We start from the raw sequence: 18,662 nt of genomic DNA, 5'->3' as shown, positions 1-18,662 counted from the left end.
TTAATAGGTGCTATCTATCTTAAAGATAGCTTCTGACTACTTCTAATAGCTTTTGACATACATCAAAATAGCATCCAACAAAGCACGACTTTCGTATAGGTCGCATCCGTGCACAATCCTTTTTTAACTTTCTGGAGCCTATTGCAGCCTGTGAACTGCAAACTCCGGATCACATTGGAAGCTGGCTATGTTAAATAACACTTCGATTCCCCGCGCCCTCCAGATTGTTTTCGGAGCCGCGATTACCGCCATTATCGCCCTCAGCCTGCATCTGCTGCTGTCCATCAACGGTATTCAAAACCAGTTTGTGACAGTGGTAGACCGCAATGTCAGCCTGCTTTCTACCGTATCCGATCTCAGATACTACACCGTGACCTATCGTCGCTTCGCCCTCGACTACGGCCTGACTAACGATTCCAAGGAGCACAGGAAGATCCTAGAGACCATTCGCTACAACGATGAAAAAGTTGAAGCTGCGATGGAGAATATGGAACGCCTTGCAGACACACCTAAAATCAAAGCGGATATTGCTGATTACCAACAACGCATCGATGCCTATCGCAAGATGCAGGAAAACTACATCAGTCTGATCAACAGAGGCCGTATCATCATGGCCCGTAAAGAGATGCTGGGCCCTATGCTCGCTCCCTTCAATGAAATCGTTGATCTGCTGGGCCGACTGCAACAGGATCTGGAAGAAGAAGCGATTGCCATCAAAACAGCAGAGGCTGAGAAGATCACTACCCTGATTCAACTCACCGCGGTTGCAGTCGCTCTGATCACCCTGTTCCTGATTATTATGAGTGTAATGATCTCCCGGAAAGTAACCCGCCCTCTGGATCGTCTCATTGATCAGATGCAGGCTGTAGGTCAGGGGAATCTGAGCAACCGACTGGATCAGAAACTCTTCCACAAAGATGAGCTGGGTAAGGCCGCCCGATATTTTGACCAGATGCAAACCGGTCTGACCACTTTGGCTACCGAGATTAACGACAGTGTTAAAACTCTGGAAGCCACCAGCCATACCTTGCGTGATCGTGTTAACGAAACTACCCGCAATCTGGATACACAGCGCAGTGAGATCTCTCAGATCGCGGCTGCGACAGAACAGATGCAAGCGGGTTTCAGTGAAGTGGTTCAACGTACTTTTGATGCTTCAGAGCAGAGTAATCAGGCGAAGTCTGAAGCGGAAGAGAGCCAAGAAAACATTCAGCAATCCGTTGATCAGAGTGAAGCGCTGGCAGCGGCACTGAGTCAGACCGCTGAGGTCGTGCTACGTCTGCAACAGGACAGCCACAGTATCAGCGTGATCTCGGAAGTGATTGGTAACATCACCGAACAGACTAACCTGCTGGCACTGAACGCTGCGATTGAAGCGGCACGGGCCGGTGAAGCCGGACGTGGCTTTGCCGTAGTTGCAGATGAAGTGCGTCAGCTGGCTCAAAAAACCCAGACCTCTCTGGGTGAGATCAGCGAGATCATCGAATCACTGCAAAAACACGCCGGTGAAGCCGCCGAGATGATGAGCAGCAGTGAAGCTCAGATGCAGACCGGCCTTGAACGCATCCGGGATGCTGGTGACTCCTTCGGCCATATCCTGAGTGCGTCAGAACAGATTGCCGGAATGAGCACCCAGATCGCAACCGCGACCGAGGAGCAAACGGCAGTAGCCCGGGATCTGAGCGAAAGCGTCAGTGCCATCCATCTGGCCTCTGATCGCATTGCAGAGGGTGCGCTGGAAACCCAAACCGCCTGTGACGCTCTGAGTCAGGAGAGCGATCACCTTAAAGCGTTGGCAGGCCGGTTCAAACTAAGTTAATCCTCTCATAAGCGTCCGAAGCAAAGCGAAAAGGTCGGTACAGGATACCGGCCTTTTTGCGTTTGTTCGCAGCAAGATAGTCCTTTGACGACTCTTTTTCTCGTTTCACCGGCAAATTCCGCTAAGATAGCGCCTGTTTTATCCATCGATTGCGCTGAATAAATAATGAAACGACTGCCGCTGCTCCTGCTCTCCTACCTGCTTGGACTGATTCTGGTTCTGGTGCTGACCTTTTATCTGGCCAGTGACTTTGCCTATCGCGAGGCTCGCCAGCAAGCGCAATATGAAGCCGATAATGTTGCGGAATATATCAACAGCGAACTGGCCCGTTACCAGAATATCCCCCAGCTGTTAGCCAGTAACTACCTGATCCGGAAAACCCTGCAGGATCAGGTCAGGTTCGAGCAAGACTCCTCTGCACTCCAAACCGATACCACAGAGCTGAACCGCCTGCTGATGGAGATTGGCGAGAGTGCCGGTGCCGATGATGTTTATGTGATGGACCGATCCGGCATCGTACTTGCGGCCAGTAATTACAATACCCCACGGGATTTTGTCGGCGGCAACTTTGGTTTTCGCCCCTACTTCTATCGGGCATTAGCCGGTGATACCCCCAGTTATTACGCCATGGGTCTGAGATCCGGTGAACGAGGCGCCTTTTTTTCTGCGCCTATCACCATTGATAATCAGGTGTTGGGGGTTGTGGCTGTAAAAATTGCCATCACCAAATTCGAGCAAAATACCGCCCTTCTGACCGGTGATCCCGCAGCCCACATGATCGGCTATGGTCAGGATCAGGTGATCTTTATCTCCAACCGGCCGGAATGGCGACTGAAGCAACTGGCAGAACCCGCAGGTATCAGTTGGCAGCAGATTCTGGACTCCCAGCGCTATCTGAATATTGAGCAAAACCTGCTCAATCAGAGCATCAGCCAGAATATTCTGGGGCAGGAGCTTTGGCAGATGAACAGCGATAGCCAGGTTACCTCTGCACTTAGTCGCTACAGTTTTGGTAAAGCCAAAATCCCCGTACTGGAGATGGATCTGGCGATTCTTCTGCCCTACCAGATGGCACTGCAGGCGCTGGCAGGCTATCTGCTGTCCGCTGCGGTGTTTTATCTGTTACTGGCCCCTGCAGGCTTCTTCCTCTACCGGCGGGTTGCGGGCTATCGTCAGCTGTTATATACCCGCAGCAGTCTGGAGCAGGAGATCAAAGCCCGTACTGAAGAGCTGGATAAGGCCCACAAAGCCCTGATTCAGAGCGCAAAGCTTGCCACCATCGGCCAACTGGCTGCCAGCATCAACCATGAGATTAACCAGCCATTAAGCGCTATCAGCACCTATCTGGTCAGCTCCCGTCGGATGCTGATGAAGGGTAAAACGGAGCCTCTGCTGGAAAACCTCAACACCATTGAGAGTCTGATCCACCGGACTCATCAGATTGTCTCCCAGCTCAAGCAGTTCAGTCGGGTTGAATCGGAACAACTCAAACCGGTATCACTTCAGCAAAGCCTGCAGAATGCTCTGCTGATTGTCGGCCCGGAACTGAAACAACAGGGTGTACACTTCAGTTATGACAAACAGGACAGTCGTGTCCTGGCTGAGCCGTTAAAACTGGAACAGGTGGTAGTGAATCTGCTGTCCAACGCCACTGAAGCGATGCGGGAAAGTGCCGGTGAACGCCGGATCAACCTTCAGATCGAACAGCAGCCGGAAGCCACCATTATTGAGATCCGGGATACCGGGCCGGGGCTGGATCTGCAGAAAATTGATACGATTTTTGAACCTTTCTTCACCACGAAATCAAACCATGGTTCAGGTTTAGGGCTTTCCATCGCCCGAAGCATCATTGATTCATTCGGCGGCTCTCTGACCGCGGATAACAGCCCCGAAGGCGGCGCTGTGTTTACCCTGATTCTTAAGCGAGACCTAAGTTAATGACCTTCCGAAAAACGGACATTCTTGTAATCGATGATGAAGAGATCATCCGTCGTTCACTGGCCCAGCTGCTGACCGAGGAAGGCTATGAAGTAGCCACCTTCACCAGCGCAATGACCGCGCTGGATCGTATGCATCGGGATTTTAACGGTATCGTGATCAGCGATATCAATATGCCGGAGATGAACGGCATTGAGCTGCTGGAACAGATTCAGACCTTCGACAGCGAACTGCCGGTGATTCTGCTGACCGGCTTTGCGGATGTCTCTCTGGCCGTGGAAGCGATGCACAAGGGTGCTTACGATTTCTTTGAGAAGCCGATTAAAGAATCTCTGCTCGACTCTGTTGCCCACGCCATCGAAAAACGCCGTCTGGTGATGGAAAACCGAGCCCTGAAAGAACAGGTGAAACACAACAAGGAACCCGGTGTTCGTATTCTGGGGGAAACTCCGGCCATGCTGGAGATGCTGGAACTGCTCAACAGTGTTGCCAACACGCCGGCAGACGTGCTGATCGATGGTGAAACCGGAACCGGTAAAGAGCTAGTTGCCCGTTTTCTGCACGATCACAGTGACCGCTCATCAGCGAACTTTGTTGACCTGAACTGTGCGGCTATTCCGGAAAACCTGATCGAGAGTGAGCTGTTCGGTGCGGAAAAAGGTGCTTTTACCGGCGCATCGGAACGCCGAACCGGTAAGTTCGAGTTTGCCAACGGCGGCACCGTCTTTCTTGATGAGATTGAAGCCACCCCTATGGCACTACAGGTCAAACTGCTGCGGGTACTGGAAGAACGGGCGGTCACGCCTGTGGGCAGTAACGAGAAGATCCCGCTGGATCTGCGTATTGTGGCCGCGACCAAGGTTGATCTTCTGGCACTGTCAGAAGAGGGTAAATTCCGCGCCGATCTCTACTACCGGCTTAATCTGGTAAAGGTGGATATACCGCCCCTTCGCAGCCGAAAAGCCGATATTCCCCTACTGTTTAAGCATTTCAGCTCCATTGCTGCTAACCGTTTTCACAAAACCCTTTGCTCTCTGGACAGCCAGAGCCTGCAGGAACTACTGCATTACGACTGGCCCGGTAATGTGCGGGAACTGAGAAATGTGGCTGAACGCCATGTTCTGCTGGGTAAACCGATCGAGTTAAAAGGCGGTATCGCCCAACCGGATTTCAGTCTGGATCTTGGGTTAGCAGAAAAGGTCGCCTTCTATGAGCAGGCCGTGATCGAGGATGCCCTGCGCCAGACCTCAGGCTCTGTTAAAGACACCCTGGAGCTGTTGAAACTGCCCCGTAAAACCTTTTACGACAAGATGGCCAAATACGGCCTTGAGCGCAGGCATTACACTAGGGAGGATTGATCCTCCCTTTTTACTTTTCTTTTATCACCCACCACTATCGATCATCTGCCGCCCACCTTTGGTTTCCTCTTTTAGTGGCCTCTTTTAGTCACCTTACCTTCCTAAGATAACCGATCAAGCTGATCCCTATTTCAAGACTATAAATTTTGTGCGGATTTTGTGACAAACCACTCTTATAGGCTGTATGGAAATCCCTACTTTTTTTTATCCAAGAAAACCCATCAAATCATAACCATCTGTTTTTATTGAATATTTTTTCAAAACCAAGGTTTGGCAACCACCTTGCAAACTACTCAACCGAAGAAGGTTTCAGGGATAACCCATAACTCACCCTGCAGCCTAAATTCTTGCCATGTTCAGACAAGTCGCCGGTGTACCTGCGTTCACCACGGCTTAGCAGAGGGAAAGGCACTGAACCAATTCGATTTGAGGATGGTTTTTCATGAGTGAAAACAATAAGAAAACACCCTGGCTGATGCTGCTGCTCGGCCCCGCCGTCATGCTGATGACCCTGTTAATTGATCCGCCTGCCGAAGGTCTGTCGGTAGAAGCCTGGCGTACTGCCGGTCTTGCCTTCTGGATGGCCAGCTGGTGGATCTCAGAAGCTGTTTCTATTCCTGCGGCATCCCTGTTGCCACTGGCTGTTGCGCCAGTTGTGGGCATTGCAGGAATCAAAACCGTTTCAGCCCCTTACGCTCACCCACTGATCTTCCTGTTCCTGGGTGGTTTCCTGATCTCCATCGCGATGGAGCGCTGGAATCTGCATAAGCGTATCGCCCTGAAAACCATGCTGTATGCCGGTAGTAAGCCAAGTGTTCAGATTCTGGGCATGATGCTGGTTACCGCTTTCCTGTCTATGTGGATGTCAAACACGGCAACCGCAGTTATGATGCTGCCGATCGCGCTGTCTGTGATTCAGATTGTTAAAGAGAAAGAGCCAAACAACGAAGCGTTTGCCAAAGCAATGCTGCTCTCTATCGCTTATGCAGCCAGTATCGGTGGTATTGCCACCCTGATCGGTACGCCACCAAACGCTCTGATGGCAGCGTACCTGTCTGACAGCTACAACATCGAAATTGGTTTCTCTGAGTGGATGACGCTGGCACTGCCGCTGTCCATTATCATGCTGGCGGTTTGCTGGATCTGGCTGACCAAGGTGAGCTACAAGGTTGATCAGGCGGGTGAAGTCAGCGCCAAGTCTGTGTTTAAAGAGCAGCTGAATGGCCTGGGTAAAACCTCTTCTGCCGAGAAGAAAGTACTGACCATCTTTGCTTTCGCCGCGATCTGCTGGATCTTCCGTCCGTACCTCGGCGACCTGACCGGTATCAAGATCTCTGACACCGGCATTGCGATTCTGGCGGGTATTCTGCTGTTCGTTATCCCGGCTAAATCCGGTAGCGATGAGCGTATTCTGGACTGGGAAAGCGCACAAAAAGTACCTTGGGGCATCCTGCTGCTGTTCGGTGGTGGTCTGACGCTGGCTGCGATGATCAAAAACAGCGGTCTGGCTGAGTTCATCGCTCTGCAGATTGAAGGCGCAAGCGCGATTCCTCTGATTCTGGGCGTGTTGCTGGTAACAGCTCTGATCACCTTCCTGACCGAGATCACCAGTAACACAGCTACCGCTGCAGGCTTCCTGCCGCTGCTGGGCCCTGTTGCTGAATCCATTACAGGTACCCCACTGGTTTGGGTGATTCCTGCTGCTATGGCCGCAAGCTGTGCCTTTATGATGCCGGTGGCAACACCACCTAACGCCATCGTATTTGGTTCCGGCATGATCCGCATGGGCGATATGATCCGCGCAGGTCTGTTCCTGAACGTTGTTGCCATTATTCTGATCACCGCATTCACCATGCTGGTTGCCCCGGGCATTCTGGGCTTCTGATCAGAACAGCGTTAACTGTCTTCTGTAATTGCTGCTATCTCCCGGTGAGATAGCAGCAGTGGAAGTGAACGCCCCATCATCTGATGGGTTGAACCGTGCTTGCCCGTTTTGGGTTTTCTGTGTCAGGAAGATAAAGCCTGCAGGACATTGGTCTCTGACAGCGCTTTATCATCCGGCGCAGTTTTTTTCGCTGATCCCCTTGACTCAATCCCCCTTGGTCAAAACCCCCTTGGCTAACTGACTACCGGAATTTGCCATTTTCATTGCAAGATCGGCCTGCCGGAATATATCTCCCTTTGCTATCCTCATAATTTACGTTAGAGTGCCCTGCCCGCTGGCAGAGACACCTTAAGCGACACGCCAGCCTTTAATGCAACCGACAACCCAATCAGGAGTGCTATGAGCATTCAGGAAATTGCTGTTTCTAACAGCCAGCAGAAAAAGATTCAGAAAGCGATCAAAGACGACAGCGTTTTGATCGTTGATGACAATGGTGATCTGGCCGTACAGGCGATCACTTATGAAGCGTTTAAGCAAAAAAGCCGCACTACCCCACTGGAAGATATTCTGGGTGAGGATGCGCTGAGTGCTGACGCTGAATATTACGTATTCAGCTGCTAGTCCTGCCGGTAAAATAAAGACCGGCACGCACCAGCAGTAAAAAAAGCCCCTGAGTTAGCCAGCTGTGATTTCTCACAATCCTGGCTTGTCAGGGGCTTTTTTCGTTTCCTGCGGTTTATCCTGCTGCCGTCTGAATGCCTGAGAGCTACAAACCATCCTGCATCTCTTCAATCATCCAGTCTTTAAACACCTTCATTCCATACGATAGCGGGCGCTGTTTCTGATACACCAGATAAAACGATTTGTGGGTGTCCAGCTTGATATCAAAGGGCATAATCAGCTTACCCTGCTCGATCTCACGGGAAGTCAGTGTACTGTCGGCCAGTGCAACACCTAAGCCTTCCTGAGCCGCCCCTGTCGCCAGCTGACTACTGGACAACTGTAAACCACGACTGAAGCCTTTGTATTCCACCCCTGCAAGCTGCAGCCATTCCGGCCACTCATGCAACCGTTTACTTACATGAATCAGAGTATGGTGACGCAGATCCACCGGTTCATTTAAGGCATGACGGCCTTCCAGCAACGACGGACTACAGACAGGCACCAGTAGTACATTACGCAGGAAATGTACCTCAATATCGTGCCAGTCGCCGTGACCGTAATAGACCGCCATATCCGTGTTTTGCTTATTAAAATCGATCAAACCGGAAGAGGCACTGATCTGTAGTTCTACATCGGGAAACAGCGCCTGAAAGCGGTTCATTCGCGGCATCAGCCAGCGAATCAGAAAGTTAGGCGCAACACTAATGGTCACCACATCCCGTTCCGGGTTTGAGGTGAGACGGTAAGTGGCTGCTTCAATCTCATCCAAAGCACCACGTACGGACTGAAGATACTGAGCGCCAGCCGCCGTCAGCTCTACCTTGCGCTTGTTTCGCCGAAACAGGCTAAGCCCCAGATAGCCTTCCAGACTTTTGATCTGATGACTGACCGCAGAAGCAGTAATAAAAAGTTCTTCAGCAGCCTGAGCAAAGCTCTCATTACGGGCTGCAGCCTCAAAAACCCGAAGCGCATTCATAGGAGGTAAGCGTCTGATAAATCACCTCTTTTTCCGGCAGAATAAAACACTGATGATTGATTAGTTTTTCTCATCAATCAAGTTAAAAAAGGTCGTTTGTCGAGTCTATACCAAAGTCTTAAGATACACCCACTTTAGTTAAACACCGAAAGTGATCAGGCCAAAGGCCAAAACCATATCTCTCTCCGGTATTGCTAAAGACCTTAATATATCTGACTTACAGGACTTTAATCATGAACAACGAAATCAAAAAAGACGTTTACGGCAACATCGACATCGAATTCTACGTAGCAAAAGCTAAAGAAGAGCGCGATGAGTACATCTCAGAATTTTTCACCAATCTGAAAGCAACTATCGCTTCTAAACTGAGCTTCAAGCTGCCAAAAATCAGCCTGCACTTTGGTCGTCACGCTCACTAAGATTTCTGCCTGAAGCATCAAGATTCAGGTCGAAAACAGAGCGTTACAACCTCTCTCGTCAGACAGCCTGTTAAGCTGTGCGTAAATCCGCACTTTCTTGAAGGCCGGATAATGTCTGAAGAGAAAAAGAAGTAATACCGGAACTCATAAGCTCTTCCCCTAACGGGGGCCAGAAATGGGCGAATGTGCGAATGTGCGTTAGATGTTTACGCCACTGTTTGTGTAAACCAGCCTGCCAGATAAACCACTGCCAGATAGCGCAGGGTTTTACCTGTAGCCACCAGGGCTAAGAAGGGCAAAAGACGCACTTTCATGATCCCTGCGATCAGGGTCAGAACATCTCCGACGATCGGCAGCCATGCCATCAGCAGACTCCAGACACCATAGCGCTGGAATTTAACCTGCATCCGTTCAATCTGCTCCGCTTTAAAATAGAACCAGCGTTTATGCTGATATTTGAGCAGGTACTTCCCCAGATACCAGTTCACCACTGCTCCCAGCGTATTGCCCAGTGACGCCACCGCCACCAGCATGACGGGATCATGCCCCTGCTGCAGCAGAATAAATAACCAGGCTTCGGAGTAAAACGGAAAAATGGTTGCGGCCATAAAGGCTGAGAAGAAAAGAAACGCGATCTCCATCTTAGCGCTCCTTCCTGTGATCATGCTTGTGGGCGCTGCCCGAATGCCCCTGATTGTTTGAATTGCCGTGCACCTTCTGCGCTTTATGGCGATCCCGTCTCAGGTGCTGGTTAAAGTGCAGGATGCCTTTCCGGTCCAGCTCGTACTCTTCAAAGTCTTCCGCCAGAAACAGACGACCGGTGTAATGCAATCGCGCCTCATGGCGGATCTCTTCGATGCTGCGATCCCGCTTTTTACAGGCATCTTTCAGATAACGCGGACTAAAGTGCGTCAGCAGCAGATTAGCCAACTCAATTTTCTGGGCGAAACAGGAAACCATCTCAGCTGATGAGTGCTGCGGTTCCGGCCCGACATGATCCAGTACTTCCTGAGTGTAGGTCGACTCATGCACCAGAAGATGGGCACCGCGACAGGCTTCTGTCAGAAGATCCGGGCTATCGTTATCACCCGCGATAACCGCAATCCGGGCAGACCAGGAGTCAAAGGTATATTCGCTGCTTTTCAGCTCAGTACCATCCGGCAGAGTGACATCATCCCCCGCCTGCAGGCGGCCAAAGTGATTACCGGAGGGTATCCCTTCTGCTTTCAGGAGCTCCAGATTCAGCTTCTTCGGCACCACTGCTTCTTCAAAACGATAGGCCCAACTCGGCACCCGATGACTTAAAGGATGCGCCGTAATCCGAAAGCCTGCAGTGACCAGATCCAGCTCTTCTGATACCGGAATAAACTCCAGCGGATAGGTAATGTGCAGATCTGTCAGCTCAATCACCGCCTTCAGATAACGCCAGACCTGCTCCGGAGCCACAAGAGTCAACGGCTCAGTTCGGCCATTCAGCTGACAGGACGCCAGCAGCCCCGGCAAGCCATAACAATGGTCACCGTGCTTGTGGGTGATCAACACCACGGAGAGCTTTTGCGGTGATAAAGGCGTGTACAGCAACTGATGCTGTGTGGCTTCACCACAATCCACCAGAGCCCATTGCTTGCTCTTTTCCGGCTGAATTGCAGTAGCGCTGACATTTCGATGACGGGAGGGCGCACCAGAGGAGGTGCCCAAAAAAGTAATCTGCACGGATAACTCAGTATAAACAGAGGGTTAGTTTGCTTAATTTAACCCAACCCGAAACTCAATACAGCCAAAAACATTAATCAACCAGGAATTAACATTAAAGATCATAGGGTTATAAACAAGATAAGGGAAATTGGACTAGTCTATTTTCAATGGTCACCAAAAGTGAACGCTAAAGGTTCAGGAGAATGATATGCCCCGCAAACAACCAAAACTTATATTAATCATTTCTCTTGCACTTCTCTCAGCCTGTGGATCGGAGAGCTCAGACGATGGCAGTCAAACAAGTTCTAATAGCGCCAGCAGTAAAGCCTATTTTATTGATTCCGGAGTAGGCGGACTGGATTACAAATCAGCCAGCTTCTCCGGGAAAACAGACAAAACAGGAGCGTTCAAATATTCAGCTGGTGAATCCACTACATTTAGCTATCAAGGTATTCAATTAGGAAGCGTCAAACCATCGGACAGCCAAAGTTTTTTCACGCCTTTAAATCTCTTCAATACAGAAGACGTCAACAATCAGGCGGTCAAAAATACACTGGTACTCCTGCAAACGATGGACTCAGACCAGAATCCTTCTAATGGAATAACCTTAAGAGAAGATCAGTTTGATGGGCTCAGCACTCTGGATCTGACAAGCACGGATTTCCAAAGCTCATTAGACCAAACTCTGCCGAACTCAATCAGCCTTATTTCAGAAACAGATGCCCTAGCCCACTTTGAAGAGACTCTTTCATTACTCAAAGCGACTCCAGCTGTTAGTGGGAGCTGGTACATGAGAGATACAAAAAATGGCGATCTCTCAGCAATCTACACCTTTTCTGATACAGGAAGCCTCCAGATAACAGAGTTTGATAACTGCCCCGGTAGCTACTGGGCATCCTCAGAGAGTTCTGCAAAACAGAACTGCAGTACGAGTGATTTAACCCTCAGCTGGTCAATTTCAGAGCGTAAACTGCAGATGAACAATAGTTCTGTGAAAGATGTTTGCCATCTGATCGCCGTCTCTCCTTTTACAATTGAAGCCAACTGTAATTTCTCAGGAAGTGGTCTCGGCGATGAACTGATACGCTTCGAACGCAAGTTCTCAATTCTTTCCAGCCCATTAATTGCAACGAGTTACCGTGAAGTAGAGTCAGGATCACTTAGTTTTTCTCTGCTCACTTTAAAGCAAGATTTGACGGGCAACTATGTATATTACAATGACTCCGGAGTGGCTCAGACAGGCGCTGGAGATCAGGGCTCATTTAACTGGTCGTTATCAGGAGCCCAAATAAGCTACACAGGCACGGACAACAGTAGCAGTTCATTCTCAGGTACTTACACATTCGAATCCCAGCTTAAAGGCGCTCTTAAAACGACTGCAAACGCGGACGGAACCACCTCAAAGGTTACCTTGCTTCCTGATTTCGATTCTGATCTCGCCAAGAACTTCATTCAACAAACTGTATACGGGATCTATGATGCAGATAGCGGCTTATGCAAACACATCTATGTCATTGATGGTACAAAACTGAGAAAAGAATCCAGTGCATCCGGATCAACAATATGCCAGTACCAATCGCCAATCACACTTCCTCAGACTGGAGAAGAAGGTTTATTCATCTTCAATAATCAAAATGGTGCTTTTTTACTGGAACAAAATTCAACCCGTGAAGTGTGTTGGCCTATATCCTTCGCGAGCTTGAGCGACAATAACGGTTATTTGACCCTAAGCTGCTCTACCAATAGCTCCGATAGCTTTAACTTTCAGATCTGGCGTCCCTTGTAAGCCATCATTCCGAATGCGGCTTGAGCAATAATTTGCTATAGTCGCGCCCCTTATTTTACGGTGCGGGAACGGCTTTAAGCGGTTTTCGCACCTTTCTATTTCGTATCATCGATAACCCTGAAATCAGAGACAGCCAAGTCATGCCATTTGCCACATTAGGATTAAACGAGTCGCTTGTTAAAGCGGTCATTGAACAGGGTTACACCACGCCAACCCCGATTCAGCAGCAGGCGATTCCTCAGGTTATTGCGGGAAAAGACCTGATTGCAGCAGCACAAACCGGTACTGGTAAAACCGCCGCTTTTGTTCTGCCGATTCTGCATAAGCTGGATCCGGAAAAGAAAGTCCGTGCCAAGCGTATTCAGGCACTGATTCTGGTGCCAACCCGCGAACTCGCCGTTCAGGTGGAAGCCAGCGTTCAGAGCTATGCCAAACACCTGAATGTGCGCTCTATGGCGATGTTCGGTGGCAGCAAGATTGATGATCAGAAAGAAGCCCTGATTGATGGTATTGATATTCTGGTGGCCACTCCCGGCCGTCTGATCGATATGATCTACCAACGTGCCGTGCAGCTGGATGAGCTGGAGTATTTTGTCCTTGATGAAGCCGACCGCATGCTGGATATGGGCTTTATCGCAGATATCAATAAAGTTATCGAGCGTCTGCCGGAACAGCGTCAGAACTTGCTCTTCTCCGCCACTCTGTCGGATGACGTCCGTCGTCTGGCGCATACTGCACTGAAGCAGCCGGTCGAGATCCGCATCGAAAAAACCGCTGCTGCAGAGCCTAAAATTGAGCAGTGGATTATCACCGTTGATAAAGACACCAAATCAGCCCTGTTAAGCCACCTGATTACCGAAAACAACTGGGATCAGGCGCTGATCTTTATCCGCACCAAACATGGTGCCGCCAAACTGGCCTCCCAGTTGGAAAAGCGCGGCATTATCGCCGACACCATCCACAGTGGCCGCAGCCAGAAAGAACGTACCCGTGTGCTGGATGCCTTTAAATCCGGTGAGCTGAAATATCTGGTGACCACAGATGTGACCGCCCGTGGTATCGATATCGACCAGCTGAGCCGCGTGGTCAATTACGATCTGCCGCAGGAATCTCAGGATTATGTGCACCGCATCGGTCGTACCGGCCGGGCCGGAGCCACCGGTGAAGCTATCTCTCTGGTATCCAAGGATGACTTTAAAAACCTGATCGCTATTGAAAGCCGCATCAATCAGTTGCTGGATCGCCGCGTGGTAGAAGGCTTTGAACCCCGTAAAGAAGTACCGATCACCAAGCTCAACTATGTACCGAAAAGCGGCAAAGTCGTTGCAGGTGCAGATGAGGCGGATCGCCCACGCTTTAAGCGTAAGGCTACGGAAGGCGACAAAGGGACACGCCCGGAAAATCGTTCACGGTCTGAAAGAAGCTCGCGCTCTGAAGGTCGGTCACGCTCAGAAAATGCCCGCTCCGAAACCAGCAGGGGCAGAAGTTCTGACAATCGTCGCCGAGGTCAGGCTCCAAAGCGCCGCGATGGTAGTGGTGAAGGGAAGCCGCAAAATCCGTGGGCAAACTTTAAGAAGTAAATCCTGTAGAAGTAAGCCCCGTACGAATGGAAATCTGAAAGCAAAAAGGCAGCTCTGGGCTGCCTTTTTGCTTTTCCGGAGATGAGTTCCGGTACTGGCGTACTGGTACTGTCTTGTTAGCACGGCCTTACTGGTATTCGTTAACTTAACTCAGTTCTAAGCCGTAATCAGCCCTGTTTCATATCAGCAATAAAGCGATCCGATTCCTGAATCGCAGTGGTCATCTCTTTGATCATCAGATCCACATCCTGACGGATACCATCCAGCTCACCTTTCAACGCCCCAATCGCACGGGCATTCAGGTTATGTTTCAGGAACAGTACGTTGTCCTGAAGCGCTGACAGCACAGGTTGCATACGGGCTTCGGCACGTTTCATCGCACGAATCAGGCTCTTGTAACGGCTACGGGTCTCGTTCAGCTGACGCTCACTCTGACGACGCAGACTGGTGCTGGTATAAAGACTCAGCTCTTCTTCCCACTCGGCAAATAAAGCCTCGGCCACATCTTCTACTTTTTCGATACGCTCACGCACATCTTCCGCTGCAGCTTCACTGTCTTCATATTCTGCATTTAAGCGATCATAAAGCTCTTCCAACTCACCGCCGTTAAAGCTGACCACAACACGATACTGATCCAGCGCAGATTTAAACTGCTCCTGAGCTTCCTGCTGAGATTCCTTGGCGTTATCGACCCTATCCACCAGAATATCCCGCTTGTGTACGCCCACCTGCTCCATCGCAGAATAGTAAGTACTTTGACAGGCGGTCAGCATAGGTAGGGTTCCGGCCAAAACCAGAGCCTGTAGCGCGGATCGAATCAGTTTCATGGAAAAATCTCACATAATCAGATTGTTATAAGAACATTGTCGCAGCTGAACTGACGTTTGTTAAGCAAAACGCCCGATAACGGGAATGCCATTATCGGGCGTTTATTTCGAACCGGCACCTGATCCGGCCAGGATCAATCAAGAATGATATGAGGTATAAACCGCGACATATCCTGGGTAACAGGGCCGCTGTCTTCCCGCATGGAGATTCCCGCAGGTTGATCATTCACCAGCCAACTGCCGATAATGGTGTAGTTTTCGCCGAACTTAGACGGAAAATGCGCCAACTGGTAGATAAAGCCCTCTTCACCGTAACTGCCTTCCGATAAGGTGAGTTCTTCGCCATCTTCTGCGATCAGGGAGACGTTAGCCCCTTCACGGGAGAAGATCGGCTTTTTGATAAAACGACCGCCATGGGCTTTCATCTTATCCGTCTCATCATCAAAGAATGCAGGTAGCAGATTGGGATGATCCGGGAACATACGCCACAACATCGGCAGCAGTGCTTTATTGGAGAGAATCGCCTTCCACGGCGGCTCCAGATAGCAGATATCATGTTGACCAAGCAGTTCGCCGAAAGCCTCAACAAACATAAACTCCCATGGATAAAGTTTAAACATCCAGCGGATCGGCTGATCTTCCAGATCAATAAACTGCCCTTCTTCATCTACGCCGATATCTTCCACATAGACAAAACGGTTCTTAACACCTGCTTCAGCAGCACAGTCCTGCAGATACTGAACTGTGCCTCTGTCCTCCACGGTGTCCTTGCAGCAGGCAAAATACAGCAGCTCGCTTTTACCCCGATGACGCTGATGCGCCGCCAGCTCTTTAAAGCGAAGAATCAGCTTATCCTGCACCGAATTGTACTGATCCGCCCGGCGACTAAGCTCTCCCCGATCAACCTGATCGCTTAACCAGAGCCATTGCCAGAATCCGGTCTCGTAAAGACTGGTGGGGGTATCCGCATTGTTTTCGTACAGCTTGGCAGGATTTTTACCGTCATAGGCAAAATCGAAGCGGGAATAAAGAGATGGCTCCCGATTCTGCCAGCTGGATCGGATCAGATCCCACTGAGACTCCGGAATCTTAAAGCGGCGCATAAGATCATCGTCACGCACCACTTTTTTTACCACCTCCAGACACATCTGATGCAGCTCTTCGGTGGGATCTTCCAGGTGGTCTTCAATCTGGCGCAAGGAGAACTGATAGAAAGCGCTTTCATCCCAGTACTTTTCGCCATACATAGACGCAAAGTGGAAGCCAAACTCTTCAGCACGTGCAGCAAGATCCGGGCGTTCATCGATGTTCCTGCGGAACATACCTAGCCTCCCCAGGAACTGCGTTTGCTGGATGTCGAACCAAAGCCGCCACGATTGGAGCTTTTTACCGTCCCACCCAACATACGACTGGAAGCAGTACCACGGGGCTTAACCCGACGGGCTTCTTCCATCATTTTCTGAGTAGGAGAAAGCGCATTGGTATGAACTTTATAACTGCCGTAACGGGTGGTTGAAGTCAGTGGCGCACCGGTTGTGGTGTAGTACTCATCGTCTTTCCGACTACGGTAGACACCCATGGTTTTATAGCGGCGCTTTTTCATCGCGTCGCCCACTTCATCAATGACTTCCGCCATGATGTAACCTGTCATCATAGGGATAAACCAGTCACCCTCACCCTGACGACAAACGCCATCTCCATAGGCCAGCTCACAATCCTGCAGTGAGACAAACTTTTCAGCGGCTTCTTCCGATTCCCGCTCCGCAATCTGATAGAGCGCCTCGCAGTGCAGTTCACTCATCTGCGTGATGTTGAGGCAATCCTCAACACTGCGAACCAGATTGACGGTTTCCGTATCATCGCCACCACTACAGCCTGCAAGAGCTCCTGCGCCAACTACCGCAGCTAAAGGACGCAGCAGAAAACTTTTCCGCATGGAAGGCAGTGTAATTCTTTGAGATCGTTTCATTGAATCAGCCTCCAATCAGTAAGTCATGGATGCAGAGTTCAACAGACCAACCGCAATAGAGATAGCAGCCAGAACCACACCCGCACTGACCTCGCCCTTTTCAATACGACTGACAATTTTTGGCATAAATATAAAGCGAACAATGGCGAAAGCCAGCAGCTGAGCCACCATAGCGATAACCGCCCAGATCACCAGATCCAGCAGGCTCACCGAGTTACTAATCACGCCGTAAAGGGCAACCGCATAACCCACAATCGCACCGGAAAAAGCGATACCTGCAGCAGTGTTTTGCTCCTCTTTGATCAGTTTCCACTCGTCATGGGGCGTGATAGCGGAATAAACCACCTTGAACAGAATCAGGGCAATTACAGAGACAGAGAAATAGAGGGAGAAGTTAATCGCAAGCTGCAGTGTCATAAAAAATCCTTTTTGCAGTTCCGCTGAGAGAATCAGCGCCATTTAAAGAGGCTGTCTGGCGGGCAAAAAAACAGGAACAAGCCTTATTTGTCCATCCATGACAATAGGGTGCTGAAAAATACTATTACTGGGTTCATCAACCAAGTATTTTTTGGCAGATAAATGTAATTCTCTGATTGAATGGTTATTTTCGCAATACACGTAGCCGCTGCAGTGCCGATAGCTTTACGTTACACTGCTGAAAATCGACAAAACCAGCCGTCTGGCAATAAGACTTGCCCACTGACATTTTCCGGAGTCCGAAATGAGTCTGCTTTCTTCTTTGAAATCCCTGTTTTCTGCTAGTGAAAAAGCCCCTGCAGCACCTCAGGAACAACCGTCTGAAACCTATGGCGACTATGTCATCACCCCTGCCTCCGTAAAAGAAGAACACGGCTTTCGTATCAACGGCACGATTACCAAAGGCGAGCAGGTACACACCTTTATCCGTGCAGATACCCTGCCTTCTGCCGATGAGTGCGCCAAGGAGATGATCCGAAAAGCAAAGCAGATGATTGATCAGCAAGGTGATCGTATTTTTGACTGACGTTATCTAATCTTAAAAAGCTTTAACTCGCGGCAAGGATGCAGCCCTTTCAGCGCTACAGGAATCACGAATGGATTTTCTGAGACATTGGCTTCGGGTGATCGCCACCGGCACCCTGCTACTGCCCACAATTCTCTGGGCACATGAAGATTTAATCGTCGTCGGTAATCACGCCCCACCTTATCGGATCGTTCAGGATCAGGAGTTCAGTGGTATCTATGTCGATACCCTGAAAGAGATCGCCAAACGCATCGGCGTGCGCCTTCAAAATCCGACACTGCGCATAAATTAATGAACCTCAACAGCCTGTAATGATCGTTGCGCAGGCTGCAGATCAAAGTAGCCCTTCAACTGATAGCAACCCCAGAGAAATTCCGGTATCAGAAAGAACCAGACCAGCTCTGTCCCGCCCTGAAACAACGCCCAGGCCATGCTAAAACTAAAGGCAAAACGGGCAGCACTGTCATAAAGCCCAAAGATGGCTCTTGGTTCCACTACTCTCAAAACCGACCACACCACCACAATCGCACCCAGCAGATGTACAAAAAACAGATGCATGGTGTCGAAAACGGGAAAGCTACCAGTCATACCCAGCCAAAGATGCAGATCAGACAATAGAGCTATTTTTAGTGCTGCCAGCCCGGGCACGGCAAAAGCCGCGGTAAAAACCAGATCGTAGATGGCGCTGGAACGCACTATATTCTGATAACGGTGTAAGCTCATTGGAAACTCCTGTGTCATAAG

18 protein-coding genes are annotated in these 18,662 nt (G+C 50.0%); 10 read left to right on the top strand and 8 right to left on the bottom strand.

Annotated elements, in window-relative coordinates; translation table 11 throughout:
* Positions 1–187 precede the first annotated feature (187 nt).
* From BV405_RS01475 to BV405_RS01455, 5 genes are all read left to right on the top strand, one after another.
* Positions 188–1,819 (top strand): methyl-accepting chemotaxis protein, encoded by a 1,632-nt coding sequence (locus tag BV405_RS01475; RefSeq protein WP_086479073.1) that lies wholly within the window; start codon positions 188–190, stop codon positions 1,817–1,819.
* 165 nt (positions 1,820–1,984) lie between these two features.
* Entirely contained in the window at positions 1,985–3,757 is a 1,773-nt protein-coding gene (locus tag BV405_RS01470; RefSeq protein WP_086479072.1) for a sensor histidine kinase, read from the top strand.
* Entirely contained in the window at positions 3,757–5,115 is a 1,359-nt protein-coding gene (locus BV405_RS01465; protein ID WP_086479071.1) for a sigma-54-dependent transcriptional regulator, read from the top strand. Before BV405_RS01470 ends, BV405_RS01465 begins: the two co-directional genes overlap by 1 nt.
* A gap of 442 nt (positions 5,116–5,557) precedes the next feature.
* Positions 5,558–7,000, top strand: a complete 1,443-nt coding sequence (locus BV405_RS01460) for an SLC13 family permease (protein ID WP_086479070.1) — start codon at positions 5,558–5,560, stop codon at positions 6,998–7,000.
* 399 nt (positions 7,001–7,399) lie between these two features.
* Positions 7,400–7,621: a hypothetical protein gene (locus BV405_RS01455; RefSeq protein WP_086479069.1), complete on the top strand. Its 222-nt coding sequence runs from the start codon at positions 7,400–7,402 to the stop codon at positions 7,619–7,621.
* Between the two features lie 145 nt (positions 7,622–7,766).
* Here BV405_RS01455 and gcvA read toward each other — a convergent pair whose 3' ends face one another.
* Positions 7,767–8,657: a transcriptional regulator GcvA gene (gcvA, locus tag BV405_RS01450; protein WP_086479068.1), complete on the bottom strand. Its 891-nt coding sequence runs from the start codon at positions 8,655–8,657 to the stop codon at positions 7,767–7,769.
* Positions 8,658–8,872: 215 nt separating this feature from the next.
* On the opposite strand from gcvA, the gene BV405_RS01445 reads away from it, so the two are divergent.
* Entirely contained in the window at positions 8,873–9,058 is a 186-nt protein-coding gene (locus BV405_RS01445; protein ID WP_086479067.1) for an RSP_7527 family protein, read from the top strand.
* A gap of 206 nt (positions 9,059–9,264) precedes the next feature.
* Here BV405_RS01445 and BV405_RS01440 read toward each other — a convergent pair whose 3' ends face one another.
* Positions 9,265–9,699: a YqaA family protein gene (locus BV405_RS01440; RefSeq protein ID WP_086479066.1), complete on the bottom strand. Its 435-nt coding sequence runs from the start codon at positions 9,697–9,699 to the stop codon at positions 9,265–9,267.
* A 1-nt stretch (position 9,700) separates the two neighbouring features.
* Positions 9,701–10,771, bottom strand: coding sequence for a ribonuclease Z (locus BV405_RS01435; protein WP_086479065.1), 1,071 nt, complete (start codon positions 10,769–10,771; stop codon positions 9,701–9,703).
* Between the two features lie 190 nt (positions 10,772–10,961).
* Here BV405_RS01435 and BV405_RS01430 point away from each other — a divergent pair, with 190 nt between their 5' ends.
* Positions 10,962–12,539, top strand: coding sequence for a hypothetical protein (locus BV405_RS01430; RefSeq protein ID WP_086479064.1), 1,578 nt, complete (start codon positions 10,962–10,964; stop codon positions 12,537–12,539).
* Positions 12,540–12,679: 140 nt separating this feature from the next.
* A complete protein-coding gene (locus BV405_RS01425) occupies positions 12,680–14,119 on the top strand; it encodes a DEAD/DEAH box helicase (RefSeq protein ID WP_086479063.1) in 1,440 nt (479 codons plus the stop codon).
* Between the two features lie 167 nt (positions 14,120–14,286).
* On the opposite strand, the gene BV405_RS01420 is transcribed toward BV405_RS01425, so the two are convergent.
* The 4 genes from BV405_RS01420 to BV405_RS01405 form a co-directional block, all read right to left on the bottom strand.
* Complete coding sequence (locus BV405_RS01420; RefSeq protein WP_086479062.1) at positions 14,287–14,946, bottom strand: DUF2959 domain-containing protein; 660 nt, start codon at positions 14,944–14,946, stop codon at positions 14,287–14,289.
* A gap of 134 nt (positions 14,947–15,080) precedes the next feature.
* Positions 15,081–16,268, bottom strand: a complete 1,188-nt coding sequence (locus BV405_RS01415) for a glutathionylspermidine synthase family protein (RefSeq protein WP_086479061.1) — start codon at positions 16,266–16,268, stop codon at positions 15,081–15,083.
* Positions 16,269–16,270: 2 nt separating this feature from the next.
* Entirely contained in the window at positions 16,271–16,915 is a 645-nt protein-coding gene (locus BV405_RS01410) for a DUF1190 domain-containing protein (protein ID WP_086479060.1), read from the bottom strand.
* A gap of 15 nt (positions 16,916–16,930) precedes the next feature.
* Positions 16,931–17,332 (bottom strand): DUF350 domain-containing protein, encoded by a 402-nt coding sequence (locus BV405_RS01405; RefSeq protein ID WP_086479487.1) that lies wholly within the window; start codon positions 17,330–17,332, stop codon positions 16,931–16,933.
* Positions 17,333–17,636: 304 nt separating this feature from the next.
* Here BV405_RS01405 and BV405_RS01400 point away from each other — a divergent pair, with 304 nt between their 5' ends.
* The gene (locus BV405_RS01400) at positions 17,637–17,918 is read left to right on the top strand and encodes an HlyU family transcriptional regulator (RefSeq protein WP_086479059.1); all 282 of its coding nucleotides are present in this window, start codon (positions 17,637–17,639) and stop codon (positions 17,916–17,918) included.
* Positions 17,919–17,988: 70 nt separating this feature from the next.
* Positions 17,989–18,210, top strand: a complete 222-nt coding sequence (locus tag BV405_RS01395) for a hypothetical protein (RefSeq protein ID WP_086479058.1) — start codon at positions 17,989–17,991, stop codon at positions 18,208–18,210.
* On the opposite strand, the gene BV405_RS01390 is transcribed toward BV405_RS01395, so the two are convergent.
* The gene (locus BV405_RS01390; protein WP_086479057.1) at positions 18,207–18,641 is read right to left on the bottom strand and encodes a hypothetical protein; all 435 of its coding nucleotides are present in this window, start codon (positions 18,639–18,641) and stop codon (positions 18,207–18,209) included. The two genes, BV405_RS01395 and BV405_RS01390, sit on opposite strands and share 4 nt — an antisense overlap.
* Positions 18,642–18,662: the final 21 nt, after the last annotated feature.

It is taken from the genome of Oceanospirillum sanctuarii (assembly GCF_002150805.1).
In the GTDB taxonomy this organism is placed as follows: Bacteria; Pseudomonadota; Gammaproteobacteria; order Pseudomonadales; family Halomonadaceae; genus Oceanospirillum; species Oceanospirillum sanctuarii.
Note: the sequence above shows the minus strand (reverse complement) of the source record. Positions and strands in the feature narration are given on the sequence as shown.